This is a genomic window from Aurantiacibacter aquimixticola (assembly GCF_003605475.1).
GTDB lineage: Bacteria > Pseudomonadota > Alphaproteobacteria > Sphingomonadales > Sphingomonadaceae > Alteraurantiacibacter > Alteraurantiacibacter aquimixticola_B.
Genome location: NZ_RAHX01000001.1, coordinates 1,297,485 through 1,323,385, shown reverse-complemented (window position 1 = coordinate 1,323,385; position 25,901 = coordinate 1,297,485). Strand labels below are relative to the sequence as shown.

At 63.9% G+C, this 25,901-nt stretch carries 27 protein-coding genes and 1 tRNA gene; 18 read left to right on the top strand and 10 right to left on the bottom strand.

Annotated elements, in window-relative coordinates; translation table 11 throughout:
• Positions 1-13: 13 nt before the first annotated feature.
• Positions 14-1,582, bottom strand: coding sequence for a trigger factor (tig, locus tag D6201_RS06675; protein ID WP_120048096.1), 1,569 nt, complete (start codon positions 1,580-1,582; stop codon positions 14-16).
• Between the two features lie 60 nt (positions 1,583-1,642).
• Positions 1,643-1,727: transfer RNA gene (locus D6201_RS06670), tRNA-Leu, on the bottom strand.
• Between the two features lie 152 nt (positions 1,728-1,879).
• Here D6201_RS06670 and D6201_RS06665 point away from each other — a divergent pair.
• A complete protein-coding gene (locus D6201_RS06665; protein WP_120048095.1) occupies positions 1,880-2,179 on the top strand; it encodes a DUF3297 family protein in 300 nt (99 codons plus the stop codon).
• Positions 2,180-2,197: 18 nt separating this feature from the next.
• On the opposite strand, the gene nhaA is transcribed toward D6201_RS06665, so the two are convergent.
• A complete protein-coding gene (gene nhaA, locus D6201_RS06660; protein WP_120048094.1) occupies positions 2,198-3,424 on the bottom strand; it encodes a Na+/H+ antiporter NhaA in 1,227 nt (408 codons plus the stop codon).
• A gap of 134 nt (positions 3,425-3,558) precedes the next feature.
• Between nhaA and D6201_RS06655 the strand changes: the two genes are divergently transcribed.
• From D6201_RS06655 to D6201_RS06635, 5 genes are all read left to right on the top strand, one after another.
• Entirely contained in the window at positions 3,559-4,962 is a 1,404-nt protein-coding gene (locus tag D6201_RS06655) for a glycosyl transferase family protein (RefSeq protein WP_120048093.1), read from the top strand.
• Positions 4,959-6,098 (top strand): hypothetical protein, encoded by a 1,140-nt coding sequence (locus D6201_RS06650; RefSeq protein ID WP_133303956.1) that lies wholly within the window; start codon positions 4,959-4,961, stop codon positions 6,096-6,098. The genes D6201_RS06655 and D6201_RS06650 overlap by 4 nt, the downstream gene beginning before the upstream one ends.
• A gap of 54 nt (positions 6,099-6,152) precedes the next feature.
• A complete protein-coding gene (locus tag D6201_RS06645) occupies positions 6,153-7,067 on the top strand; it encodes a sulfite exporter TauE/SafE family protein (protein WP_120048091.1) in 915 nt (304 codons plus the stop codon).
• A gap of 41 nt (positions 7,068-7,108) precedes the next feature.
• Positions 7,109-7,834 carry a TIGR02186 family protein gene (locus D6201_RS06640; protein ID WP_242447457.1) on the top strand — a complete coding sequence of 242 codons (726 nt, stop codon included), beginning with the start codon at positions 7,109-7,111 and terminating at the stop codon, positions 7,832-7,834.
• A gap of 87 nt (positions 7,835-7,921) precedes the next feature.
• Positions 7,922-9,616, top strand: coding sequence for an ATP-binding protein (locus D6201_RS06635; protein WP_120048089.1), 1,695 nt, complete (start codon positions 7,922-7,924; stop codon positions 9,614-9,616).
• Positions 9,617-9,900: 284 nt separating this feature from the next.
• Here the strand turns inward: D6201_RS06635 and D6201_RS06630 are convergent, their stop codons facing one another.
• Both D6201_RS06630 and D6201_RS06625 read right to left on the bottom strand, forming a co-directional pair.
• Positions 9,901-10,632, bottom strand: coding sequence for a 7-carboxy-7-deazaguanine synthase QueE (locus tag D6201_RS06630; protein ID WP_120048088.1), 732 nt, complete (start codon positions 10,630-10,632; stop codon positions 9,901-9,903).
• A 163-nt stretch (positions 10,633-10,795) separates the two neighbouring features.
• Complete coding sequence (locus tag D6201_RS06625) at positions 10,796-13,717, bottom strand: valine--tRNA ligase (protein WP_120049254.1); 2,922 nt, start codon at positions 13,715-13,717, stop codon at positions 10,796-10,798.
• A gap of 86 nt (positions 13,718-13,803) precedes the next feature.
• Here D6201_RS06625 and D6201_RS06620 point away from each other — a divergent pair, with 86 nt between their 5' ends.
• The 4 genes from D6201_RS06620 to D6201_RS06605 are packed head-to-tail and all read left to right on the top strand — an operon-like array spanning position 13,804 to position 17,339.
• Positions 13,804-14,913 carry an ABC transporter permease gene (locus tag D6201_RS06620; protein ID WP_120048087.1) on the top strand — a complete coding sequence of 370 codons (1,110 nt, stop codon included), beginning with the start codon at positions 13,804-13,806 and terminating at the stop codon, positions 14,911-14,913.
• Positions 14,910-15,785 carry an ABC transporter ATP-binding protein gene (locus D6201_RS06615; RefSeq protein ID WP_120048086.1) on the top strand — a complete coding sequence of 292 codons (876 nt, stop codon included), beginning with the start codon at positions 14,910-14,912 and terminating at the stop codon, positions 15,783-15,785. The genes D6201_RS06620 and D6201_RS06615 overlap by 4 nt, the downstream gene beginning before the upstream one ends.
• A 10-nt stretch (positions 15,786-15,795) precedes the next feature.
• Complete coding sequence (locus tag D6201_RS06610) at positions 15,796-16,743, top strand: MlaD family protein (protein WP_120048085.1); 948 nt, start codon at positions 15,796-15,798, stop codon at positions 16,741-16,743.
• Positions 16,740-17,339 (top strand): ABC-type transport auxiliary lipoprotein family protein, encoded by a 600-nt coding sequence (locus D6201_RS06605; protein WP_242447456.1) that lies wholly within the window; start codon positions 16,740-16,742, stop codon positions 17,337-17,339. Before D6201_RS06610 ends, D6201_RS06605 begins: the two co-directional genes overlap by 4 nt.
• A gap of 30 nt (positions 17,340-17,369) precedes the next feature.
• Here D6201_RS06605 and D6201_RS06600 read toward each other — a convergent pair whose 3' ends face one another.
• Genes D6201_RS06600 through crcB form a run of 5 tightly spaced genes read right to left on the bottom strand, consistent with a single transcriptional unit; the run spans position 17,370 to position 20,475 of the window.
• Positions 17,370-18,068, bottom strand: a complete 699-nt coding sequence (locus D6201_RS06600; RefSeq protein ID WP_120048084.1) for an ATP12 family chaperone protein — start codon at positions 18,066-18,068, stop codon at positions 17,370-17,372.
• Positions 18,065-18,280 carry a hypothetical protein gene (locus tag D6201_RS06595; RefSeq protein ID WP_120048083.1) on the bottom strand — a complete coding sequence of 72 codons (216 nt, stop codon included), beginning with the start codon at positions 18,278-18,280 and terminating at the stop codon, positions 18,065-18,067. The genes D6201_RS06600 and D6201_RS06595 overlap by 4 nt, the downstream gene beginning before the upstream one ends.
• Positions 18,270-18,929 (bottom strand): HAD-IA family hydrolase, encoded by a 660-nt coding sequence (locus tag D6201_RS06590; RefSeq protein ID WP_120048082.1) that lies wholly within the window; start codon positions 18,927-18,929, stop codon positions 18,270-18,272. The genes D6201_RS06595 and D6201_RS06590 overlap by 11 nt, the downstream gene beginning before the upstream one ends.
• On the bottom strand, positions 18,926-20,065 hold the full coding sequence (locus D6201_RS06585) for an RluA family pseudouridine synthase (protein WP_120048081.1): 1,140 nt from the start codon (positions 20,063-20,065) through the stop codon (positions 18,926-18,928). Before D6201_RS06585 ends, D6201_RS06590 begins: the two co-directional genes overlap by 4 nt.
• Entirely contained in the window at positions 20,062-20,475 is a 414-nt protein-coding gene (gene crcB / locus D6201_RS06580; protein ID WP_120048080.1) for a fluoride efflux transporter CrcB, read from the bottom strand. The genes D6201_RS06585 and crcB overlap by 4 nt, the downstream gene beginning before the upstream one ends.
• A gap of 216 nt (positions 20,476-20,691) precedes the next feature.
• Here crcB and rpsU point away from each other — a divergent pair, with 216 nt between their 5' ends.
• The 8 genes from rpsU to D6201_RS06540 all read left to right on the top strand — a co-directional run bounded on the left by rpsU (position 20,692) and on the right by D6201_RS06540 (position 25,886).
• Entirely contained in the window at positions 20,692-20,898 is a 207-nt protein-coding gene (gene rpsU, locus D6201_RS06575) for a 30S ribosomal protein S21 (RefSeq protein WP_120048079.1), read from the top strand.
• Positions 20,899-21,002: 104 nt separating this feature from the next.
• Entirely contained in the window at positions 21,003-21,596 is a 594-nt protein-coding gene (locus D6201_RS06570; protein ID WP_120048078.1) for an FKBP-type peptidyl-prolyl cis-trans isomerase, read from the top strand.
• A gap of 61 nt (positions 21,597-21,657) precedes the next feature.
• Entirely contained in the window at positions 21,658-21,960 is a 303-nt protein-coding gene (gene gatC, locus D6201_RS06565) for an Asp-tRNA(Asn)/Glu-tRNA(Gln) amidotransferase subunit GatC (RefSeq protein ID WP_120048077.1), read from the top strand.
• On the top strand, positions 21,960-23,441 hold the full coding sequence (gatA, locus tag D6201_RS06560) for an Asp-tRNA(Asn)/Glu-tRNA(Gln) amidotransferase subunit GatA (RefSeq protein ID WP_120048076.1): 1,482 nt from the start codon (positions 21,960-21,962) through the stop codon (positions 23,439-23,441). The genes gatC and gatA overlap by 1 nt, the downstream gene beginning before the upstream one ends.
• 22 nt (positions 23,442-23,463) lie before the next feature.
• Positions 23,464-23,745: a type II toxin-antitoxin system RelE/ParE family toxin gene (locus tag D6201_RS06555; protein ID WP_120048075.1), complete on the top strand. Its 282-nt coding sequence runs from the start codon at positions 23,464-23,466 to the stop codon at positions 23,743-23,745.
• 19 nt (positions 23,746-23,764) lie between these two features.
• On the top strand, positions 23,765-24,052 hold the full coding sequence (locus tag D6201_RS06550) for a HigA family addiction module antitoxin (protein ID WP_199798178.1): 288 nt from the start codon (positions 23,765-23,767) through the stop codon (positions 24,050-24,052).
• A complete protein-coding gene (gatB, locus tag D6201_RS06545; RefSeq protein ID WP_120048073.1) occupies positions 24,049-25,548 on the top strand; it encodes an Asp-tRNA(Asn)/Glu-tRNA(Gln) amidotransferase subunit GatB in 1,500 nt (499 codons plus the stop codon). Before D6201_RS06550 ends, gatB begins: the two co-directional genes overlap by 4 nt.
• A 20-nt stretch (positions 25,549-25,568) precedes the next feature.
• Entirely contained in the window at positions 25,569-25,886 is a 318-nt protein-coding gene (locus tag D6201_RS06540; protein ID WP_120048072.1) for a helix-hairpin-helix domain-containing protein, read from the top strand.
• The last annotated feature ends 15 nt before the right edge of the window (positions 25,887-25,901 follow it).

The window sequence follows — 25,901 nt, the reverse complement described above, 5'->3', positions numbered from 1 at the left end:
CGAGCCGTAGCTCTTACTTCTTCGCGGCAGGCTTTTTCGCAGCGGCCTTCTTGGCCGGAGCCTTTTTGGCGGGAGCCTTCTTCGCAGCGGGCTTCTTCTCGGCCTCAGCCTTCTTGGCCGGTGCCTTCTTGGCAGCAGGCTTGTCGTCCTTCTTGGCGGCGGCCTTCTTCGCCGGAGCTTTCTTGGCCTCAGTCTTCTTGGCGGGCGCCTTCTTCTTCGCCGGACCCTTTTTCTTCGCCGGAGCCGGAGCGGCTTCTTCGGCTTCGATCGCAGCTTCGAGTTCCTCGCGCGTCACCTCGCGCTCCGTCACGTCTGCCTTGTCGAACAGGAAGTCGACGACCTTGTCCTCATAGAGAGGCGCGCGAAGCTGGGCCTGCGCCATCGGTTCCTTGCGGACATATTCGACGAAACGGTCGCGATCTTCCGGGCGATATTGCTGCGCCGCCTGCTGGATCAGCATCTGCATTTCCTGGTTGGAAATCTCGACGCCATTGGCCTGGCCGATCTCGGACAGCAGCAGTCCGAGACGCACGCGGCGCTCCGCGATGCGCTTGTAATCGTCCTTCTCGGCTTCGATTTCCTTCAACGCCTCTTCCGGCTTCTCGTCCTTGGCGGCTTCCTGCTGCAGCTGCTGCCAGATTTGCTCGAATTCGGCTTCCACCATGGTCGGCGGCACGTCGAAATCGTGATTGGAAGCGAGCGTATCGAGCAGCTGCCGCTTCATCTGCGTACGGGTAAGACCGGCGCTTTCCTGCTCGATCTGGCCGCGCACCAGTTCCTTTAGCTTGTCGAGGCTGTCGAGGCCGAGCGACTTGGCGAAATCCTCGTCCACCTTGGTTTCGGCAGGCACTTTCACCTGCTGGACGGTGACGTCGAATTCAGCATCCTTGCCGGCCAGATGCTCGGCCTGGTAATCCTCGGGGAAGGTGACCTTGATGGTCTTCTCTTCGCCCGTTTTCACACCGGTCAGCTGGTCTTCGAAGCCGGGGATGAACTGGCCGGAACCGATCACCAGCGGCGCGCCTTCGGCCTTGCCGCCTTCGAATTCCTCGCCGTCCACGCGGCCGACGAAATCGATGATCAGCTGGTCGCCTTCGGCAGCCTTTTTCGACTTGGCGGCATTCTTGTAGCTCTGCTGGCCCTCGGCGATCTTGGCGAGCGCTTCGTCGAGCTCCTTCTCGTCCACCGGCACGGTCAGCTTCTCAAGCTTCAGTCCGTCGACCGCAGGCGCCTCGATATCAGGCAGCACTTCGACTTCGACCTTGAGCTCGGCATCCTTGCCCTGTTCGTAGCCGTCGGTCATTTCGACCTTGGGCTGCAACGCCGGGCGCAGCTTCTTGTCCTTGAGCAGACCATCGACCGATTCGCGCACCGTGTTGTTCAGCACATCGGCGTGCAGCGCTTCGCCATGCATCTTGCGCACGAGATTGGCGGGCACCTTGCCCGGGCGGAAGCCGGGCATGCGAACCTGCGGAGCGACCTTCTTCACCTCTGCATCGATGCGGGCATCGATATCCTTGGCGGGGATAGTGACGGTGTAGGCGCGCTTTAGGCCTTCATTGGTGGTTTCAACGATCTGCATTGTCAGCCTTTGCTCAAACTCAACTTTTCCGGTTCGCGAAGCCCGGATGGGCCTGCGGATTGGTGCGGGCGAAGGGACTCGAACCCCCACATCTTTCGATACTGGTACCTAAAACCAGCGCGTCTACCAGTTCCGCCACGCCCGCGGCCCGACGAACCGTGCAGGCGGGGTCGCCTGCGCACGAAGCGCCGCCCATAGAAGGGGAGCGAGTAAAGGGCAAGGCGCACTTCGCCCCTTCATGTACGGGGCGTGGCGTACCGATTGCTTTTTGCCCGCCGGGCGTTAGGGGCGTTCGTCATGAGCGACGAAAACACTTCCGAGAAATCCGGCGCAGACACGCCGCCCGATCACCTGTCCATCAACCCGCAATCGGAGCATTTCGATGCCGAAAAGCTGAAGCGCGGCGTGGCCATCCGCTTCAAGGGGCGTGAGCGCATCGATATCGAGGAATACTGCATTTCCGAAGGCTGGGTGCGCGTGCAGGCGGGTAAGACGGTTGACCGCAAGGGCCGCCCGCTCACGATCAGGCTGAACGGCCCGGTCGAAGCCTGGTACGAAGATCTCGGCGAGGACGCGCCGGTCGCCAAGGCCGACTAGCGCGCCGAGGCCACGCCGTCAGACGACGGGGCTCTTCGGGTCGTCGATCTGCGCTTCCGGGCGGTCCGTGGTGAACCGCAGGACCGTATAACCCATCAGTGCCGAGATCAGCGAGCCTGTCAGGATGCCGATCTTGGCCTCATCGCGAAGGAAGCGCATGGCATCGCTGCTGCCTTCGAAGGCGAGCTCGCCGATGAACAGGCTCATGGTGAAGCCGATACCGCACAGGATGCAGACGCCCCAGATCTCGATCCAGTTGCAGCCCGGCGGCTTGTCCACGATGCCAAGCTTCACTGCGCCCCACACGGTGGCAAAAATGCCCACCTGCTTGCCGACGACGAGGCCGGTCGCAATGGCGAGCGGCAGTGGATCGAGCAATGCGTCCAGCCCCAGCCCATCGAGGCTCACGCCGGCATTGGCGAAGCCAAAAATCGGGACCACCAGATAGGCGCTCCACGGCACCAGCGCATGCTCGACGTTTTCGAGCATGGAATGCCCGTCGCCGGAGCGCATGGGAATTGTGAACGCTGCGAGCACACCGGCGATGGTGGCGTGCACGCCCGAATTGAGGACGCAATACCATAGCACGATCGTCGCCAGAACGAAGGCTGCGAGGCTGCGAACGCCGAACCGGTTCATCGCGATCATGCCGATGAAGACGCCCAGCGAGATGAGCAGCCACATGATCTTCGGATCGGAGTAGAACACCGCGATGATCGCCACGGCACCAATATCGTCGACGATGGCGACGGTCAGCAGGAACAGGCGCAGGCTGGCTGGAACGCGCGTGCCGAGCAGGCCGATGACACCCATTGCGAAAGCGATATCGGTGGCAGCGGGGATGGCCCAGCCGCGCGCAAGTCCGGGTTCGCTACCGGCGATGAGGAAATAGAGCGCGGCAGGAAACGCCATCCCGGCAATGGCGGCGAGGATAGGGAGGTTGCGGGCCTTCGGGTCGGAGAGATTTCCGGCGATGAGCTCGCGCTTCACTTCCAGTCCGACGACGAAAAAGAAGATCACCATCAGGCCATCGTTCACCCACAGGTGAAGCGTGTTGAGGTAGAAGGTCTCTTTCGGCCAGAGATAACCGTTGAACAGCTCGAAATAGCTTCCCGCCACGCCTGAATTGGCCACCACGAGGGCGGTTATCGCGACGGCTATCAGCAGGATGCCTTCGAAAGCATCGGCCTTGAACAGGGCGGAGAAATTGCGGACCGTGCGCGTCAGGAAGCTGGGTTGTGCCATGGCCGCGTCCCTTCCCCGATTGGGCCACGCATTGCAAGCCTCCGCCGTGACCGGACATGCAAGTTGCAATCGGAACGACAAGCTGTAGTCCTACGCAAAACTACGTATCTCATCATTCGCGGGGTATCGGGGGCATGGATCTGGGGGCCTGGTCCGCGCTGGAATGGCTGGCGCTGGCCGAATACGAATTGCTGCTGTTCGCCGGGGCATTCTTCCTTGTCGGCGCGCTCGACGAATTTGCGATGGATGCGGCTTGGGGTTGGCTCCGCCTGCGAGGCCGGGCGAAGACGTACACGGTCAACCGCTCCGACCTGCGCTATCGCGCTCTCTCCGGACCCATCGCCGTACTGATACCCGCCTGGCAGGAAGCGCGCGTAATCGGGCGAACCATCGCGCATATGGTCGAGGTGTGGCCGCAGGATGGACTGACCTTCTACATCGGATGCTATCGCAACGACCCGGCTACGGTGGCCGCCGCAATGGAAGGCGCTGGCGGCGATCCGCGAGTTCGGCTGATCCTGCTGGATCGCGACGGACCGACCACGAAGGCGGACTGCTTGAACCGCCTCTATGCAGCGATGGAGGGGGATGAGCTGCGCAGTGGAAAGCATACGCGCACCGTGCTGCTGCACGATGCAGAGGATACGGTGGACGCGGCCGCAATCGCCCTGATCGATCGCAGCATGGATGATTGCGAGTTCGTCCAGCTTCCCGTCCTTGCGCTGCCCCACCCGGCATCGCCTTGGGTCGGCAGCCATTATGTCGAGGAATTTTGCGAGAGCCATGGAAAGGCGCTGATGGTGCGCGATGCGCTCGGCGCAGCGATTCCGGCGGCCGGCGTCGGTTGCGCTTTCAAGCGGGACACGCTGGGCGTGATGTCGATCGGCGGGGAAGGGCCGTTCGCCGGACTTTCCCTGACAGAGGACTACGAACTCGGCTTGCGGATCGACGCCGCAGGTGGCCGCTCGCGATTCCTGCGCGTGCGCGGCGACGATGGCGCGCTGGTCGCGACACGTTCCTATTTCCCGGCCACCTTGCGTGGTGCGGTTCGCCAGAAATCGCGGTGGATGCACGGCATCGCTTTCCAGGGCTGGGACCGGCTCGGCTGGAGCGGCGGCGCGGTCGAGCACTGGATGCGCATGCGCGACCGGCGCGGTCCATTATCGGCGTTGGTACTGCTGACGGGATATCTGCTCTTCGCTTTGGCGTTGCTCCTCAGTGTGCTCGACTGGGCGGGATATGATCGGCCATGGGAACTCACCCCTGCACTCTGGTGGCTGCTGGCTCTCAACATGGCGGCATTCGGCTGGCGCGCGATGATGCGCTTCGCGTTCACCGCCAGGGAATATGGCGCGATGGAGGGACTGCGCGCAGTGCTGCGCATCCCGCTTTCGAACGTCATCGCCATCATGGCGGGCAGGCGCGCGCTCTTCGCCTACGCCCGGACGCTGCGCGGCGCGGCACCGCAATGGGACAAAACGAGCCGGGACGATCATCCCGCGCCCACGCTCGGTGAGCCAGCGGGCAGCGTGCGATGAGCCGGGCGCAATCGGCAGGACGGCCCGGTGGGGCGTTGATCGCGCTGGGGGGCACGGTAGGGCTGTGGCTCATCGTGAGGGTCGCCTTATGGGACGCGCCGTTCCAGCCCGCATCGCTGCTGCCCGATATGGCGACGCCGAGCCTGCCTTCGTTCACTCGGGCAGACGCCGCCCCCGCCGACGACGAAGCGCCTATCCGCAGCGCGCTGCCCGACTATGCCATGCCGACCTGGATGTCGGCGCCCATGCCGATGCGCGTCGAGCGACCCCTGCCGCGTCCCATCATGCGCGGCGAAGCGGCGGGATCGAACATGTCGGTCGCAAATCGCAGCTTTGCCGGAGCACGCGCGCTTGTCGGCCATGCGCTGTTGTGGCGCGGCGCATATGGAGTGTCGCGACGAGCTGGGGAGAGCACTCTAGCGGTTCGGCAGGACCCGGCACCGGCTCGCTTTTTCGCTCCAGCCGCGATGGAGCCGAAGGGAAGGGGATCGCGCTGGTCAGGCGATGCCTGGGCGCTCTGGCGCGATAGCGAAGAAACGCCCCTCCTTTCCGGCCGTCCGACCTATGGCCGCAGCCAGATCGGCGCAGTGATCCGCTACCGGCTCGAGCGTGAAAGCGGCCGCCGTCCGCAATTGCACCTGCGCGCCAGTTCCGCGCTCGAAGGCCGGACCGAGCGCGAGGTTGCGCTGGGCGCGTCGGCGCGACCGATTTCCTCCATACCCGTTCGCGTGGCAGCCGAAGCACGGCTGAGCGAGACCTCGCTCGGCACCGAGGCGCGAGGTGCAGCTTTCGCGGTAACGGAATTCGATCCACTGGAATTGCCGGGCGGCCTGATCGGCGAGGCGTATGTGCAGGGCGGATATGTCACCGGTGAATTCGCCACCGGCTTCGTCGATGGACAGGCGCGCGTCACGCGGACCTTGGCGGAAGTAGGCGATTTCCGTCTCGAAACGGGCGCGGGCGCGTGGGGCGGGGCGCAGCGCGATGCCGAGCGGCTCGATATCGGGCCGAGCGCGGCGGTGACCTTCAATATCGGCGCGGTGAGAGCGCGCGCGTCGGCGGATTACCGCTTCCGCGTCGCCGGCGATGCGCAACCGGCAAGTGGCCCCGCGCTCACACTGTCCGCGGGATTTTAGCGGACGCGCGTCATTCACCTTCTATCCGGCCTCCGTCTGCGATAGGCGCACCGCATGGACGTCTACCTCCCCATTGCGAATCTCGCGGTCGACGGGCTGGTAATCGTCCTGCTCGGCGCGGCGACGGGCATCCTGTCCGGCGCATTCGGCGTGGGCGGAGGCTTCCTGACCACACCGCTGCTCATCTTCTACGGCATCCCGCCGACGGTTTCCGCCGCCTCCGCCGCAACGCAGGTCACCGGCGCGAGCGTGTCAGGCGTGTTCGCGCATAGCCGCAATAACGGCGTCGATTACCAGATCGGGCTGGTCATCGTCGTGGGTGGCATGCTCGGCGCGCTGATGGGCGCAGGCTTGTTCAACCTGCTGCGCTCGATCGGGCAGATCGATACCGTCATCAATATCCTCTACGTCCTGCTGCTTGGCACGATCGGATCGCTAATGCTGAAGGAGGCGCTGGGTTCGCTCGGCATTCTCAAGGCTGGCGGCAAGACGAGCGCTGCCAAGCGTCGTCATCACCCATGGATCGCAGCACTTCCCTATCGCTGGCGCTTCTATCGCTCAGGCCTCTACATCTCGCCCATCGCGCCGCTGATCCTCGGCCTTATCGTCGGCGTGCTGACGATGCTGATGGGTGTTGGCGGCGGCTTCATCATGGTTCCGGCGATGCTCTACATCCTCGGCATGAGCGCGAAGGTCGTCGTGGGGACCAGCCTGTTCAACATCCTCTTCATCACCATGCTGGTGACGATGGTCCATGCCTTCACGACGCAGGCGGTCGACATCGTTCTGGCCGGGTTGTTGCTTCTGGGATCGGTGCTGGGCGCGCAGTTCGGAACGCGGATCGCCGAATTCGCAAAGCCGGAACATCTGCGGCTGGTGCTCGGCATGATCGTCACCGGCATAGCGCTGCGCATGGTCTGGGGCCTCACCATCCGGCCCGACGAAGTCTACACCGTGGTGCCGCTGTGATGCGCGGCCTGCTCTGGGCAATTGCGCTTCTCTGCCTGGCCATGCCCGCAAAGGCGCAGGACGAAGAGCCCATCCTCGTGCCCGATATCTCCGAACACCGCATTGTCCTGCGGCAGGGCTTTACCGGTGCGGACCTGCTGATGTTCGGCGCCATCCTGGATCGTGCTGGCCGCCGTGCGCAGGAAGAATATGATATCGTCGTAGTCCTGAAGGGCCCGACGGAGGAAATTCGTCTGCGCGAGAAGGAACGCTGGTTCGGTATCTGGATCAACGCCGACAGCACGGCCTATCGCTCAGTCCCCAGCTTCTACGCCATTGCCAGTTCGCGCCCGGTTGGCGAGATCGTAGACGATCGCACGGCTTCGATCTACGAGCTCGGCCTTCCATGGCTGCAGCTTTCGCCGAGCGGCAGCATCGATCCGACCGAACAGTCGCGTTTTTCCGCCGGGCTGGTCGATCTGCGCCAGCGGCAGGGGCTTTATCGGCAATACGATAGCGGCGTCGAGGTGTCGGAAGGCGTGCTGTACCGCGCCCGCTTCGACATTCCGTCAAACGTCATACCGGGGCGGTATGTTGCCGAAACCTTCGCCATATCGGACGGCCGCGTCATCACCTCGGCGACATCGGAAGTCGAAGTGCGCAAGGAAGGGTTCGAAGGCACGGTTGCGCGCGAGGCGCAGGACAGCGCATTTCTCTACGGCCTGTTCGCCGTCGGGCTCTCGGTGTTTATGGGCTGGGCCGCGGGACGCCTTTTCGCGCTGGTCTAGGCCCGCAAAGCGCCTGCGTGTTTGACGCGATCTTAACCTCGTATCGGCACAGCCTTGCAGCATAGAGATAGCTGCGAGACGTCTGACATGAACGATATGCCCGGTAACCAATTCGCCGATAGCGCGCCCGTAACGCCTTCGCAGGAGGCCGAGCTGCATTACGCGCATGACGAGGATTGCGCGCGTCAGCCGATCGGCGTGGTGCTGGAAATCGCCGGGTCCGGCTCCGCCATCGCGCTCGATCTGCAGCGATTGAACGAATGCGCCGAAAATTCCGACCCATCTATCGCCCTCGCGGGCCAGGTCGGCAGCCAGATCAAGATCAAGACGGCCGACGGCTGGCTGCTCGCCAGCGTGCGCAACCAGCGCCAGGATCGGCGCGGGGACGGCAATTCGATCGTCGCCAATATCGATTTCATGGGCGAGGGCATGGAGGAGAAGCTTACCGGCAAGATCCACAGCTTCCGCCGCGGTGTCACCCGCTATCCCTTGCCCGGCGCGATGGTCTATCCGGCGACCACCGAAGACCTTCGCCAGATCTATGCCTCGGACGGGCGCAGCGCGATCCAGATCGGCACCGTCTATCCAACCAGCGATATTCGTGCAGGCATGTATATCGACGCGATGCTGGGCAAGCATTTCGCCCTGCTCGGCTCCACCGGCACGGGTAAGTCCACCAGCGCCGCGCTGATCCTGCACCGTATCTGCCAGGCCGCGCCGCAGGGCCATATCCTGATGATCGACCCCCACGGCGAATACTCCGCCGCTTTCCGCAATACCGGGCAGATCTTCGACGTATCCAACCTGCAGATGCCGTACTGGCTGATGAATTTCGAAGAGCATTGCGAAGTGCTGCTGAAATCCACTGGCAACGATCTGCAGAACGACAAGGACATTCTTGCCAAGTGCCTGCTTGCCGCGCGATCGAAGAACCGGCTGGCCGAGCAGATGGGCAAGATCACGGTCGATTCGCCGATCCCCTATCTGCTGTCCGACCTCACCAATATGGTGCAGGACGAGATGGGCAAGCTCGACAAGGCGACGAACACCGCGCCCTACATGCGCATCAAGACGAAGATCGAGGAATTGAAGGCCGATCCGCGATACCAGTTCATGTTCTCCGGCATGCTGGTGGGCGACACGATGGGTGAGTTCATCTCCAAGATCTTCCGCATGCCGTCCTCTGGCCGCCCGATCTCGATCATCGACGTGTCCGGCGTGCCGTCCGACATCACCAGCACCGTGGTCGCGGTGCTCAGCCGCCTCGTTTTCGACTTCGCCATCTGGGGCCGGAACGAGAAGACGAGCCCCATCCTGCTCGTCTGCGAGGAAGCGCACCGCTACGTCCCGAACGAGCGCAATGCAGACGGTAACTCAGTCGGCCGGGTGCTCTCCCGCATCGCCAAGGAAGGCCGTAAATACGGCATCAGCCTCGGCCTCATCACGCAGCGGCCGTCCGACCTTGCCGAGGGTGTCCTGTCACAATGCGGCACGATCATCTCGATGCGTCTCAATAATGACCGGGACCAGGCCTTCGTGAAGGCCGCCATGCCCGAAGGCGCGCGCGGCTTCCTCGATTCCATCCCCGCCCTGCGCAACCGCGAATGCATCGTCTGCGGCGAGGGTGTGTCGATCCCGATCCGCGTCAGCTTCGACAATCTCGAGGAAAGCAAGCGCCCGGCATCCGAAGATCCGAGCTTCGTCGACCTGTGGAACAGCGGCGGCGGAGAAGAGGAAATGGTCCACCGCACCGTCCAGCGCTGGAGAGCGCAGGGGAGCTAATTTGTTTTGCGATCCGACCTCCGCTGAATTGCTCGTTTTTCGCTCACGCCTCCGCGTGAGCGTCCTCGCTAGACGCGCAGCATAGCTGCGCCCGCTGCGGGCGGGCGTTCGCCCTTGCCGGCCTGAGAAGACCGGTGCTCCGCGAACCCTTTGCGGCCTAGCGCAAGTCTCGTTCACGAACAGCGACCGACAGAGCGCGACCGCGCGACCGCAGGTGCCGCGCAGGCGAAGCCGGAGCGAATAGCACCGAGGACGAAGCCGCGGAGGCGGCTTCGCAAGACAAACTATGTTCCGCGTGTGTCTCCGTAGAGATGGATATGCAGGCGGTCGCTCATCCTGAACCCGTGTTCGAGTGCCAGTGGCGCCAGCCATTTCTCCCGCTTTCGTAGCGTCTCGCTATCGGTCCCCTCAGGCATCAGGAACACGCGCTTGCTGTCGAACCGGTGGCGTTCCGCCAGCGTCAGTACCTCTTCCACGTCCCCAGGCTCGGCGATCACGAACTTGAACCAGGCGCGCGGGTCCATCTCCCAGCGATCGAGCATCTCGGGCTTAAGCGAAAGGTCCGCCGGATTGCCGCTGTGAGCGAGCTTCGGGCTGACATTGTACTGGTCCACCCGCACATCCAGCCGCGCGGGCGGCTCCACCGTCCCGTTCGTCTCGATCTCGACCTGCATGTCGGGCAGGTGTTCCAGCATGTCGGCAAGCCGGCCCGCCTGCAGCGTCGGCTCTCCGCCGGTGATGACGAGCCGGTTCTGTCCGAAGGCGGCAATGCGCGCGGCGACATCTTCCACCTCCAGTTTCACCTGATTGGCCTTGCGATCGAAGGTCTCGCCCGAGCGGTGCGGGCGCTCGTCGCCCTCAAAGTGCCATGTATAAGCGGTGTCGCACCAAACGCAGGCGAGGTTGCAGCGCGAGAGGCGGAGGAAGGCGACGGGCATGCCCACGCTTGGCCCCTCGCCCTGCAGGGACGCGAAGATCTCCGGCCCCCCGGTGTCGTCGGTTGCGAGCGTCAGCATGGCTGCTTCCCGAAGGGGTGTGACAGGTGTGACAGTGTCCAGGAGCAAAAACGCAATCGATCACAGCGCGCCCGATCGATCAAGCGGATCGATGACAGGACGGCAGAGGGAGAGCGACGGGATATCATGGCGTAACCATTCCACATTCGCGCAAAGTAGGAAACTACCCCAGCCGCGCCAGTGCGCCTTCCAGCCGCGCGGTTTCGGCGCGGTGATGCTCCAGATCGTCACGCGCCTTCTGCACCGCTTCGGGCTTTGCGCGCTCCACGAAATTGGCATTGCCGAGCCGCCCCTCAAGCGAGCCCGCTTCCTTCTGCGAGGCGGCCAGCGCCTTCTCGAGACGCGCGCGCTCGGCATCGACGTCGATTACGCCTTCCAGCGGAACGACCAGCACATCGTCCCCCGCCGTCACCTGCATCGCCGCGCCCGCGGGCGCTTCGCCAACGGTCACCGGCGTCAGACGCGCAAGGCGCTCGATGGCCGCCGCGCTGCGATCGAGCACGCGGCGCGCCACGTCGGAGGGATCGGCGATGAAGGCCGCCAGCTTCTCGCCCGGCGAAATGCCGAGCTCGTTGCGAGCCCCTCGCGTCGCGGTGGTGAGGGCGATGGTCCAGTCGATGGCGTCGGTCGCCTCTTTCGAGACTTCGGCGCGGGGATCGGGCCACTTTGCGACGATCAGCTCGTATTCGCGCTCACCCTGAGCATGCCACAGCTCTTCGGTGACGAAGGGCATGAAGGGGTGGAGCATGACGAGGATCTGGTCGAGCGCCCAGCCTGCGACTTCGCGCGTTTCGACGGCGGCGGGGCTGTCCGCTTCGCCCACGAAGACCGGCTTGATCAGCTCCAGGTACCAATCGCAAAAGCGGCTCCAGGTGAACTGGTAGATCGTGTTGGCTGCCGCATCGAAGCGCAGGTCGGCCATTGCCGCGTCCAGCGCCTCGACCGTCTGCTGCACTTCGCCGATGATCCACTGGTTCGCAGCCAGCCGCGCCTCGGGCGCCTTGATCCTGGAGGACGCGCCGATGCCGTTGGACTGGCAGAAGCGCGTCGCGTTCCACAGCTTGGTGGCGAAGTTGCGATATCCCTCGACGCGGCGTTCATCCATCTTGATGTCGCGGCCCTGGCTTTCCATCGCCGCCATGAAGAAGCGCAGCGCGTCCGCGCCGTATTTATCGATGAGGCCGAGCGGATCGACGACATTGCCCTTGGACTTGCTCATCTTGGAGCCGTCCGCCGCGCGCACCAGGCCGTGGAGGTAGAGCTTGTCCCACGGACGCTCGCCCATGTTGTAATAGCCCGCCATCATCATCCGCGCGTCCCAGAAGAACAGGATGTCGAAGCCGCTGATCAGCAGGCTGTTGGGATAGTGCTTTTCGAGCAGCTGGTTCCCCTCCCGCTTGCGGGAGGGGTTAGGGGTGGGCGAGGCCTGGTCATCGGTTTCAGGCCCACCCCCGGCCCCTCCCGCAAGCGGGAGGGGAGTTTCCGGGCCCGGCCAGCCGAGCGTGGCGAAGGGCCAGAGCGCTGAGGAGAACCACGTGTCGAGTACGTCGGGGTCGCGCCAAATTCCGATTTGATTGCCGAGCCATTCACCGCGCATGCTTCTATTGAAGACCTCGATGGGGTCGTTGATCTCGACGATCTCGTATTCGCTTCCGTAGTATTTCTGGGCTGCCTCCTTCGCCTCGTTGATATCGAGACCTATGAAGCACTCATCAGTGGTTAAATCGGTGAGCTCGTAGCTCACATTATCACTCTCGATCCGCGGTCCATACCAGGCCGGGATCCGATGGCCCCACCATAGCTGCCGCGATACACACCACGGCTGGATGTTCTCCATCCAATTGAAGAACGTCTTCTCCCACGTCTTGGGCACAATCTCGACTTCGCCGCTCTTCACCGCCTCGATCGGCTTCACCGCCAGCTTTTCGGCATCGACATACCACTGATCGGTCAGCCACGGTTCGATCGGCACGCCGCCGCGATCGCCGAAGGGAGTTGGAATGGTGCGCGGTTCGGCATCGAGCTCCACCTCTTCGCCCTTTTTCGTCTTGGTGACGAAAGGTACGAGGTGGCCGCTTGCCTTCAGCATCTCGACGACGCGGTTGCGCGCTTTAAACCGGTCCATGCCGATCAGTTCGTCCGGCACGCCGCCGCACTGGATCACGCGCGCCTTCGCATCGAGCATGTTGAGCATGTCGGCAGGCGCGATGCCGGCGCGCTTGCCGACGTCGAAATCGTTGAAGTCGTGGCCGGGCGTGATCTTCACTGCGCCGCTGCCAAGTTCCGGATCGGCATGCTCGTCCGCGACGATGGGAATTTCGCGGCCCGTGATCGGCAGCTTCACCTTCGCTCCGCGCGCGACGAGGTCGCGATAGCGCGCATCGTCGGGATGCACGGCCACCGCCATGTCGGCGAGCATGGTTTCGGGGCGGGTGGTGGAGACGCGGATCGAGCCTTCCTCTCCGGCGAGCGGATAATCGATCGTCCAGAAATGGCCCTTCACATCCTGCGTTTCGACTTCGAGATCCGAAATCGCGGTCTTCAGCTTGGGGTCCCAGTTCACCAGCCGCTTGTCGCGATAGATGAGGCCGTCATTGTAGAGATCGACGAACACCTTGAGCACGGCTTTCGTGAAATGCTCGTCCATCGTGAACTGCTCGCGGCTCCAGTCCATCGAGCAGCCGAGCCGGCGAAGCTGCTTGGTGATCTGCCCGCCGCTTTCCGCCTTCCACTGCCAGACCTTGTCGATGAACTCCTCGCGGCTGTAATTGGTGCGCTTGTCGCCCTGCTCCTCCAGCTGGCGCTCCACCACCATCTGCGTGGCGATGCCGGCATGGTCCATGCCCACCACCCACAGCGCATCCTTGCCGCGCAGCCGTTCGTAACGGACCACAACATCCTGCAGCGTGTTGTCGAGCGCGTGACCGATATGCAGGCTGCCGGTGACATTCGGCGGCGGGTTGACCAGCGTGAAGGCTTCCGCATCGGGCCGCTCGGGCCGGAAACAGCCTTCGCTTTCCCAGTGCTCGTACCATTTCGCCTCTATCGCGGCGGGATCGAAAGTGGTGGACAGTTCGCTCGTCATGCCGCTCGCCCTGCCACCGCCCATCGGTGAGTTCAACACGCGAAAGTGTTGCGGGCGCGGCGCTTTGCCCGCATAGCTGCGCGGCAATGAGGGAATGGGCCGAATACAGCGTGGACGAGCGCGGCGGGCGGGTCACCGTCAGCATCACCGGCCCGCTGGTCGTTTCCAGCATCGGGCAGATCGATCCGCAGCTGCGCCAGCTTTCCGACTCCGTGCAATATGTCGACATCTCCGAAGTCGAGCGGATCGACACGGTCGGCGCGTGGATCGTCCACCGCTTCGCCGAGGAAAAGGGCGCCGAGATCACCGGGGCGAGTGAGTCGGCCGAAGTGCTGCTCGAAGCGGTGGAGGAAAGCGCCAGCGACGCGGAGGTCTCTCCGCCGCGCCCTTATGTGTTCGGCCGGGTAACCGAGCATGTCGGCGCGAAAGTCGTCGCCTTCATGAGCGGCACGATGCACTATATCGGCTTTCTCGGCGCAATCCTGTTCGCCGCCGGATCGCTCATCCGCCACCCGCGCCGCTTTCGCCTGCGCGCGCTGACCCGGCAAATGGAGCTGGTGGGCGTCAATGCCCTGCCGATCATCGGGCTGATGAGCTTCCTGATCGGCATCGTCATCGCCCAGCAGGGCGCGGTGCAATTGCAGCAATTCGGCGCGGAGACGCTGACAGTGAACCTCGTCGGCCGTATCACCTTGCGAGAGCTCGGCGTGCTGATGACGGCGATCATGGTGGCGGGTCGTTCCGGCTCCGCCTTTGCCGCGCAGATCGGCACGATGAAGCTGACCGAGGAAATCGATGCGATGCGCACGATCGGCGTTTCCCCGATGGAAGCGCTGGTAATCCCGCGCATCCTCGCCTCGATCCTGATGATGCCGCTGCTCGGCTTCTACGCCAGCGTCGTCGCCATTATCGGCGGCGCGGTGATCGGCGACGTGATGCTGGGCATACCGTTCCTCACCTTTCTCGCCCGCGTGCAGGAAGTGGTGCCGACCTACGATTTCTGGGTCGGCATGATAAAGGCACCGGTGTTCGGCCTGATCATCGGGCTCGCCGGGTGCTACCAGGGCATGCAGGTGTCGGGCAATGCCGAGGAAGTCGGCCTGCGCACGACACAGGCGGTGGTGCAGGCGATCTTCATGGTCATCGTCCTCGATGCGTTCTTCGCGGTGTTCTTCACCGAGATCGGCCTGGGATGAGCGACGAAAGCTATCACGACGAGGATATCGAGGCTGCCGCGCACCACGTGCCCGAGCAGTTCGATGGCGAATATCCGATCCGCATTCGCGGGCTGATCAATCGCTTCGGCGATTTCGCGGTGCATGAGGATCTGAACCTCGATGTGAAGCGCGGCGAAATCCTCGGCGTGGTCGGCGGATCGGGCACGGGCAAGTCGGTGTTGATGCGCTCTATCATCGGGCTGCAGGTTCCCGACGAGGGAAACATCGAGGTGTTCGGCAAGGACATCACCGATGCCGAACCCGACGAAGTGATCGGCGTGCGCGATCGCTGGGGCGTGCTTTTCCAGGGCGGCGCGCTGTTTTCCACGCTGACGGTCGCCGAGAACGTGCAGGTGCCGCTCAAGCAATTCTATCCGGAGCTGAAACAGCAGCTGCTCAACGAAATCGCGGCTTACAAGGTCGTGCTGACGGGCCTGCCGGAAAATGCCGCGGCCAAGTTCCCGAGCGAGCTTTCGGGCGGCATGAAGAAGCGCGCCGGCCTCGCCCGCGCGCTCGCTCTCGATCCGGAGCTGCTTTTCCTCGACGAGCCGACCGCGGGCCTCGATCCCATCGGCGCGGCCAAGTTCGACGAGCTGACGCGCGAGCTGGCCGATACGCTCGGCCTCACGGTTTTTCTCATCACCCACGATCTCGACACGCTCTACGCCATTTGCGACCGGGTGGCGGTGCTGGCGGACAAGCAGGTGATCGCCGTGGGCACGATCCCCGAACTGCTCGAAACCGATCACCCGTGGATCCAGGAATATTTCAACGGGCCGCGCAGCCGGGCTGCGGCGGACTCGCACGAGCGCGGGAAAGCATTGGACAAGCCGCAAGCGGGCGGGGCATAGGACGAAGCGAATGGAAACACGGGCAAATCACGTCTGGGTGGGGGCCGTCACCCTCCTGCTGCTTGTCGCCGCCGCCATTTTCTTCGTGTGGCTGGCGCGCCTGGGCGACCGCGATCGCCAGGAATACGATATCTTCTTCGAACAATCCGTCGGCGGCGTCGCCGAAGGTTCCGTCGTCACCTATAACGGCGTGCCGGTGGGCCAGGTGGCGGACATTTCCATCTGGGATCGCGATCCCGAATTCGTGAAGGTCCGCATCCGGCTGGACAAGGAAACGCCCATCCATGTCGGCACGGAGGCCAGCGTTTCGGCAAGCTTTACCGGCGTTTCGAATGTCTCACTCAGCGGCGGGCAGTCCAACCTGCCCGAAATCTCCTGCGATACGACCGATTGCCCCGAAGGCGTCCCGGTCATCCCGCCTGCGCCGGGCGCGATCGGCGAAATCCTCGCCAGCGCGCCGCTGCTGCTGGAACGGCTGGCGACGCTGACCGACCGCCTGACGCGCGTGCTCGACGACGACAATCAGAGCTCCATTTCCGGCATTCTCCAGAATACCGACGCGATCAGCGGGGAACTGGCGCGCCAGTCGCCCGAAATCGAGCGGACGCTGCAGGAATTGCAGGGCACGCTCGCGCAATCGACCGAGACGCTGGCGGCATTCGAAAGCACGCTGACGTCGGTGGACGGGCTGGTGCAGGAAGATGGCGCGCGGCTGACCAACGATCTCAGCCTCACTCTCGCTTCCGCCCGCGATGCGGCTGCCGCGCTGGAAGAGGCGATGGCCAATGTCGAGCCGCTGACCCGCCAGCTCTCGCAAGATACCCTGCCTGCCGCCACCGCCACGTTGCGCGATCTTCGCCAGACGAGCCAGAACCTGCGCAACGTGACCGAGCGCCTTGAAACGCAAGGCGCGGGATCGCTGCTGGGCGGCCAGTCTCTTCCGGATTACGAGCCATGAGGGCCATCGCCATGCGTTTCGCCAAACCCGCCATCACCGCGCTCGGCGCGTTCGCCCTGACGGGCTGCATCAGCCTCGGCCCGGATACGCCGGAGCGGCTGCTGATCCTGACGCCATCCGCCACGATCGCGGACGGTGCGGCGTCGGAGGGTGAGGCGAGCGCCGCGCTCGCCGTGCAGGTGCCGAGCGTCGCCCAGCGCCTCAACGTCAACCGCGTGCCCGTCACGACGAGCGACAGCACGCTCGCCTATCTGGAAGACGCATATTGGGTCGAAAAGCCCGCCGACCTTTTCCAAGGCCTGCTGTCCGAGACGATCCGCGCCAAGGGCAACCGGCTGGTCGTGGCGGGCGGCGAGATGGAATATGTCGCGCAAACGCAGCTTTCGGGCGAGCTTATCGCAATGGATTACGATGCCGTGACAGGCAGCGCCGTGGTGCGTTACGACGCCGTGCTCGAATTGCCTGCCGGTCGCATCCTGACTCGCCGTTTCGAAGAGCGCGTGCCCGGCGTCGCGCCGGAAGCCGTGGCCGTGGGTGCGGCGCTCAATGAAGCGGCAAACCGCGTGGCCGATCAGGTTGCGGAGTGGGTCGGCTAGGCCGGCCCCGCAGATCGGCTGCGAGCTTATCTAGCGCCGCACCGCCGCAGCAAACGCCGCCGCGCTTTCGAACGCTTCCAGCCGGAGACCGCGCACGGTTTCGGCCTCATGATCCCATCCCCAAAGCTCGGCCTGCCAGTCCTCCTCGGCATTGGCTGCGGCAAATAGCGCGGCGGGATCGGCTCCTTCGTCCAGCACGGCAAGCGGCACCACCAGCGATGCGGCAATCGAGGCGAGGGTTATCAGCGCGGCGAGAATGAAATCGTCCTCGCTCTCGAGGCGAGCGCGCAGCGCGGCGAGCGTTTCTGCAGACGGCCGGCGATGCATGATGCCGCTGACTCGCTCGAGCTTGATGCCGTACCGCGCCTCACAAGCCGCGACGAGCGGTTCCCACATTTCCTGCTGGCGCTGGTAAAGCGGTTCGCCGGGATCGGCACGGTAGCAGAGCGTGTCGGTTTCGGCGAAGCTCAGCAACTTGACAATCGCGGCGTCACGGTCCGCGCGCACGACGTCGATGGCGAGATCGGCGAGATCGCGAAAGACGAAGCTTCTCGGATCGATCTCTTCGCCCTGCGTGCGCCATTCCTGCGCCAGCAATTCGGCGGCCTCGCGCGTTGGCACCAGCTGCGGCGCGCCACCGGCCTGTGTGCGCAGGCCGCGCCCATCCAGCGCCACTTGCCAGCCGCCATCCGCACCATCGACCGAGACGTCCTTGTAAAAGCGCTTCATTCGGGCGGGGTCCGCCAGCGGCGCGCCATGCGCTGCGGGATCACGGCGATGCAGATCAGACCTGCCACCAATGCGAGCCAGACCGCCCAGTTCGGCCAGGTTGTTTCGCCCATGATGCCGAGTACTCCGATCGCCAGCAGAAACGCACCCGCCAGGCGCACCAGCGCCATTGCGAAATAGCGTCCGCGCGCCTTGTTCTCGTCAGCCGCCATCGAGCATTGCTTCCAGCTGCGCCGCATCCTCGGCGACGCCGCTTGCGCCCGCTTCGATCAGCTCGCCGCGTTCGTGATAGCCCCAATCGACGCCGACGGCCCGTGTGCCCGCCGCGCTCGCCATCTGCATGTCGTAGACCGTGTCGCCGATCATCACCGTGTTCGCGGCATCGCTGCCCGTATCGGCCATCGCCGCTTCGAGCATTGCAGGGTGCGGCTTCGAGGGATGGCGGTCGGCCGTGTGGGTTGTGACGAACATATCGGTCAGGCCATTGGCCGCAAGCGTCGCTGCCAGCCCGCGATCCGATTTGCCTGTCGCAACGCCTAGCAGCCATCCCGCAGCCTGCAGACGATGCAGGAGGTCGGCCATTCCATCGAATAGCGGCTCGTGCAGGCGCCCTTCTTCGCGCGACCGCCGGAAAGCCGATTTGTAAGCATCGACGGCGGCCATTTGCTGATCGGCGTCGGCGCCGGGCGCAAGGTGGCGGATCGCCTGCGGCAGGCTTAGCCCGACAATGCGGCGCACATGTTTGCGGTCGGGTGAAGGCAGGCCGGCGTCCGCGAACGCTGTTTCCATCGCCTCGCACACGCCCGACTGCCCGTCGCTCAGCGTGCCGTCGCAATCGAAGACGGCGAGACGAATGGTCATTTGCGCCGACCCTTCGGCTTGGCCGGACCCCGCGTCTTGTCCTGCGACGCACCGCGCGCTTTGCGCTCGCCGCGGCGGGCCTTGCGATATTGCTTGGCATGCGCCTTTGCCGCCTGCTTTTTTTCGGAGCGGCTGCGTTCGGGCGGCGGCGTGGCGACAGGCCCGGCATCGCTCAATCCGGGATCGAAGCCGAGATGCTCCATCGTGCCCGCGAAGTGCTCCGGCAAGTCGGCGGTGACATCCAGCGTCTCACCCTTCGGCGCGTCGATGATGAGGCGGCGCGCGTGCAGATGCATCTTGCGGCTGACGCTGCCGGTGAGGAAAGCATCCTGCCCGCCATATTTGCCGTCCCCGACGATCGGATGGCCGATAGCGGCGAGATGGACGCGCAGCTGGTGGGTCCGGCCCGTAAAGGGCTGCAATTCGACCCAGGCCGCGGCATGGCCCGCGCGCTCGACCACGCGGTAGAGAGTCTTTGCGGGTTGGCCGCCTTCCATATCGACATGCATCTTCTCGCCGCCCGTGCCGGGTTGCTTGGCAAGTGGCGCGTCGATCGTGCCTTCGGCGACTTCCGGCACGCCGACGACCAGCGCCCAATAGATTTTCTTCGCGCTGCGACCGGAAAATCGCTTGGAAAAGAATGCCGCGCTGCCCGCAGTGCGCGCGACGAGGAGGACACCGGATGTGTCCTTATCCAGCCGGTGCACGAGGCGCGGGCGCTGCTCGTCATCTCCAGCAAAGGCATCGAGCAGGCCGTCGACATGCTTGTTCGTCTTCGTGCCACCCTGCGTGGCGAGGCCCGGCGGCTTGTTCAGCACGAGCGCGGATTTGGTCCGCTGGATCAGCATGCCCTCCGCCTCTGCAATCTCGGATTCGGTCAATTCGCGGCGCTTGCGCTGAGTGCGTACGCCGTCCTCTCCGCCCGGAGGAACGCGCAGCACTTGGCCGGGAGCGAGCCGATCGTCGACCTTGGCACGCGATCCGTCGACCCGCAGCTGCCCGGTGCGCGCCCAGCGGCTGACCGTGGCAAAGCCGATCTGCGGCAGATTGCGTTTGAACCAGCGGTCAAGCCGCACGCCCTCGTCGTCTGGCGCGACGGTGAATTGCCGAACCTGATCGTCCATGCCCTTCGTCATGAGAACAGGCGAGTGATGCTGAGGCCGAAAATCATGCCGGTGACGCCAAGGCCGATGGACAGCATGATGTAAAGCGCAGCGATCAGCACTTGCCCGCGCTGGATCAGCATGGCGAGCTCGAGGCTGAAGGCGGAGAATGTCGTGAAGCCGCCGAGCAGTCCGATGCCGAGAAGCAGGCGAAGCTGCTCCGAATTTTCGGGCGCGCTGCGTACAAGCCATCCCGCCAGCAGGCCCATGAGGACACTGCCGATGGTGTTCACGGCAAGCGTCGCCCACGGAAAGAAGGTCATCATTTGCGGGCCCATCCAGGCCGTCATGGCGCGGCCCATCTGGTAACGCGCCAGAGCGCCGATGCCGCCGCCGATGGCGACTGATAGTGAGGCATAGAGTTGGGGGGTGGTAGCGGACATGTCGGTGTCCCTAGCGGCTGGCGCGTCCCCGCGAAACCCGAAAGGCGAGCGCGTCCTTGCTTTTCATCGCCGATTCGCTTATCTGCACGGCCAGCGAGCCGATCTCGGAACGGATTCGGCGCAATTTTCGTTTGAAGTTATACGGTGCACCCCGCGCCTGATCCGCGGGCTCTCATCGTGGTCTATTGGCCGGTTTTGAAAGGTGGCTTAGGTTTTATGCAGATCATCGTCCGCGATAACAATGTCGAGCAGGCCCTGCGTGCGCTCAAGAAGAAGCTGCAGCGTGAAGGCGTGTATCGCGAGATGAAGCTGCGTCGCCACTACGAAAAGCCGAGCGAGAAGCGCGCCCGTGAAAAGGCCGCCGCCGTGCGCCGCGCCCGCAAGATGGAGCGCAAGCGCATGGAACGCGACGGGATCAAATAAGCACCGCTTGACCCGGATAACGTAGCTAAGCCAAAGGGGCGTGGAACATCAGTTTCCGCGCCCCTTGCTTTTGGCGCACACACCCATCGCAGGATCGAAAATCAATGGCCGAAGTCACTCGCGTTCCGCTGCGCCCGATTGCCAAGGGGTCGCTCTTCAAGCTGTGGATCGGCGTGATTGTCGCCGTTCTGATTGCCGGAGCAGTCGCCTGGGCGGCCGTTCCCGAGGGCGTGGATGTCGATACGATCCGCGAAGGCGAGGGTCCGAACCCGACGCCGGAGAGCGTGGTCTTTGTCGAATATATCGGCAAGCTCGATGACGGCACGGAGTTCGACCGCTCGCCGCCAACACTTCCGCTGCCGCCCGAAATCGCCGATATGGTGCCGACCGGCATTCCGATGGAATTGCAGAACGTGGTGCCCGGTTTTCGCGACGGCTTGCTGCAGACGCAGCAGGGTGGTGCCTACACAATCGAGATACCGGGCAGCCTTGCCTATGGCGATGCGCCGCCTCCGGGCTCCGACATTCCGCCCAATGCCGATCTCACCTTCGAAGTGACCGTGCACGAGATCATGTCGCAGGAGGAATTCCAGGGACTTGCCCAGCGCATCCAGATGCTGATGCTGCAGCAGCAGATGGAGACGCAGGGCCAGGGTGACGGCGAAGCCGCGCCGCAGGTCCAGGGACCGCCGCAGTAAACGGCCCGATCGCCGACGCAGATGCTTGAAGCGCCGGGCGCGCGCCGCTAGGGCGCGAGGCATGTCAGTTACCCGAGAAGAAGTGGCGAAAATCGCCTCGCTCGCGCGCATCGAGATGCATGAGGGTGATCTCGATCACCTCGTGCCCGAATTCAACAAGATCCTCGAATGGGTCGAGCAGCTGGGCGAAGTCGACACGTCCGGGGTCGAGCCAATGACGGCGGTCATCCCGCAGGACATGCGCCTGCGCGACGATGTCGTGGACGCCGATCCCAAGACGGGCGGTGGCCGGCAGGAGGACGTGCTGGCGAACGCTCCGGTGGCGGAACATGGCTTCTATGGCGTGCCCAAGGTGATCGAATAATGACCGACCTCACGACCCTCGGCGTCCGCGAGATCCGCGATGGCGTGGCCGCAGGCGATTTCACCGCGCGCGAAGTCGCCTCCGCCTTTAACGATGCCGTCGCCGCCGCGAGCGAGCTCAACGCTTTCATCGTCGCCACGCCCGAACATGCGCTCGCCTCTGCCGATGCGGTGGACAGCGCGCGTGCGGACGGCAAACAGCTCGGCCCCATGGCGGGCGTGCCGATCGGGATGAAGGATCTGTTCTGCACCAAAGGCGTCCAGAGCACCGCCGCGAGCCATATTCTCGAAGGCTTCGTGCCACCGTATGAAAGCACGGTCAGCCAGAACCTGTGGAATGCAGGCTGCGGCATGCTGGGCAAGCTCAATATGGACCAGTTCGCCATGGGCTCGTCCAACGAGACGTCCTATTTCGGCAATGTGTCATCGCCCTGGCGCAAGGAAGGCAGCAATGCGGCGATGAGCCCGGGCGGATCGTCGGGCGGCTCCTCCGCTGCCGTGGCCGCGCGCATCGCGCCCGCCGCGACCGGCACGGACACGGGCGGCTCGATCCGCCAGCCTGCTGCCTTCACCGGCATTTGCGGGATCAAACCGACCTATGGCCGCTGCTCGCGCTGGGGCGTCGTGGCGTTCGCCAGCTCGCTCGATCAGGCCGGGCCGATGGCCCGCAATGTCGAGGACTGCGCGATCATGCTTGGCGCGATGGCAGGGTTCGATCCGAAGGACACGACCAGCCTCGATACGCCGGTGCCGGACTGGTTCGGCAATCTCGATGCGGACTTGCGCGGCAAGAAAGTCGGTATTCCGAAAGAATACCGGATGGACGGCACGAGCCAGGAAATTCTCGATAGCTGGGAGAAGGGCGCCGAATGGCTGCGCGATGCGGGTGCGGAGATCGTCGACGTCTCCCTGCCGCACACCAAATACGCGCTGCCTGCCTATTATATTGTCGCGCCTGCCGAGGCGTCGAGCAATCTCGCCCGCTATGACGGCGTGCGCTATGGCCTGCGCGATCTGCCCGATGGCGCGGGCCTGCAGGACATGTATGCCGCCACCCGGGCCGAGGGCTTTGGAGACGAGGTGAAGCGCCGCGTGATGCTCGGCACATATGTGCTGAGCGCGGGCTTCTACGACGCTTACTATACGCAGGCGATGAAGGTCCGCACGCTGGTGCAGCGCGATTTCGACTCGGCTTTCGAGCAATGCGACGTGATCCTCGCGCCGACCACGCCGACGGCGAGCTTCCCGCTCAATTCGCTGAACGACGATCCGCTTACCATGTATCTAAATGACGTGTTCGCCGTCCCCGCCTCGCTTGCTGGGCTCCCCGCCATGAGCGTGCCCGCCACGCTGACCGAGGACGGCCTGCCGCTCGGCCTGCAACTCGTCGGCAAGGCGATGGACGAGCAGGGCGTGCTGAACGCCGGCCTCGCGATAGAGCAGCGCGCCGGGTTCAGCGCGACGCCGAAGAAGTGGTGGTGATACTTTATGTGTTGCGTAATACGTGATCCGTAGTATATCAGATCGTGATACGCTCGAATTATGGCAGTCGGGCAAAAACCGGCGCTTCTCCTCGATTGCGAAGGTGGCGCTCCGAAAACTCGATCAGATCGGTGCAAGCGTCGACATCGATGATCTGCGAGCACCGCCGGGCAACCGGCTTGAAATGCTGAAAGGTAATCGGCGCGGTCAGTGGTCGATCCGAGTTAATGACCAATGGCGGATTTGCTTCCGCTGGAAAGATGGAGAAGCCTGGGATGTCGAAATCGTCGACTACCATAGATGATCTGGGGACCATCGATAGGGTGACGACTTCGCCCGGCGAAATGTTGCGCGAGGAATTTCTCGAACCGCTCGGTCTATCGGCAAATGCCCTTGCTCTGGCGCTCCGGGTGCCAGCCAATCGTGTGACAGCGGTCTTGAAGAACGAGCGCGCTGTGACGGCGGATACCGCCATGCGTCTGGGAAGGTATTTCGGAACCAGCGCACGCTTTTGGCTGAATCTTCAGCAATCTTACGATCTTTCGCGCGCACGCAAGACTTTGGCTGCGAAAATTGATCGGGAAGTGAGTCCAAGGGAAATAGCCGCATGACTGACTATCGCATCAAGGGTGCGACGGGCGAGTGGGAGGTCGTGATCGGCCTTGAAGTGCACGCGCAGGTTACGTCCAACGCCAAGCTGTTCTCCGGCGCGTCCACCCAATTCGGGGCGGAGCCGAACACGCAGGTTAGCCTGGTCGATGCGGCGATGCCGGGCATGCTGCCCGTGCCCAATCGCGAATGCATCCGGCAGGCCGTGCGGACCGGCATGGCGATCGAGGCCGAGATCAATGCGTGGTCCCGCTTCGACCGGAAGAACTACTTCTATGCCGACCTGCCGCAGGGCTATCAGATCAGCCAGCTCTATCATCCCATCGTGGGCGAGGGGCAGCTGACCATCGATGCGGATGAGAAGGCGGGCATTCCGGAAGACAAGGTGATCGGCATCGAGCGCATCCATGTCGAGCAGGATGCGGGCAAGCTGATGCACGACCAGCATCCGACCATGTCCTATGTCGACCTCAACCGCACCGGCGTCGCGCTGATGGAAATCGTCAGCCGCCCGGACATGACCTCGCCCGCCGAGGCCGGGGCCTATGTCCGCAAGCTGCGCAGCATTCTGCGTTATGTCGGCAGCTGCGACGGGAACATGGAGGAAGGCTCCATGCGCGCTGACGTAAACGTCTCTGTGCGCAAGGTCGGCGATAGCGAGCTTGGCACCCGAACCGAAACGAAGAACGTCAATTCCGTGCGTTTCGTCATGCAGGTGATCGAATTCGAGGCGAAGCGGCAGGTCGATGTGCTGGAAGATGGCGGCACCATCGATCAGGAAACGCGCCTGTTCGATCCCGGCACCGGCACCACGCGGACCATGCGATCCAAGGAAGACGCGCACGATTACCGCTACTTCCCCGATCCGGACTTGCTGCCGCTCGAGCTGGATGACGAATTTCTCCAGGAATGCCGTGCCAGCCTTCCCGAACTCCCGGACGCCAAGCGGGCGCGGTACGAGAACGAGCTGGGCCTGACGCCCTACAACGCGCGCGAGCTCACCGCCGAGGTAGAGACCTTCGCCCGGTTCGAGACGCTGCTCGGCGAGACGGCCAGCGCGCTCGGCAAACCCGAGGCAGAGGTGGCGACACAGGTGGCCAACTGGTCGCTCTCCGTCGCGCCCGGCGTGATGAAATCGCTCGGTGACGAGGGCGATGCCAGCCACGCCACCGCCGCGCGGCAGGCTGCAATCCTGAAGATGCAGGACGCGGGTGAGATTTCCGGAGGCCAGGCGAAGGAAATCTTCGAAATCGTCCTGAAGGAAGGCCGCGAGCCGGACGAGATTGCGGACACGGAGGGCCTGAAGCAGGTTTCGGACACTGGCGCGATCGAGACAGCGATCGACGAAATTCTCGCCGGCAATCAGGACAAGGTCGAGCAATATCGCGGTGGGAAGGATAAACTCTTCGGCTTCTTCGTTGGTCAGACGATGAAGGCCATGCAGGGGAAAGCCAATCCTGCGGTCGTCAATCAGATCTTGAAGGATAAGCTGGGCTAGTCTCGGCGAGGAGACGAACCATGCGCGCACGACCGACTTACGACAACCGCTGGCTATGGCCGCTGGGTGCGGTGGTAGCGGGAGCGCTCAGCTGGGCGGCGTCCAAGGTGGTGAAATCCTACCGCGACAAGGGTCAGGCCGACGATCTGACGCGGATCAAGGGGATCGGGCCGAAACTCGCCGCCAAGCTGATGAAGAACGGCATCGCACGCTTCGAGCAGATCGCATCATGGACCAAGTCCGATATCGAGGAGATGGATCGGAAGCTCGATTTGGCAGGGCGCATAGAGCGTGACGACTGGGTGAAGCAGGCGCGCAAGCTCGCGAGAGAGGGCTGAGCGCGAGCCGCCCGG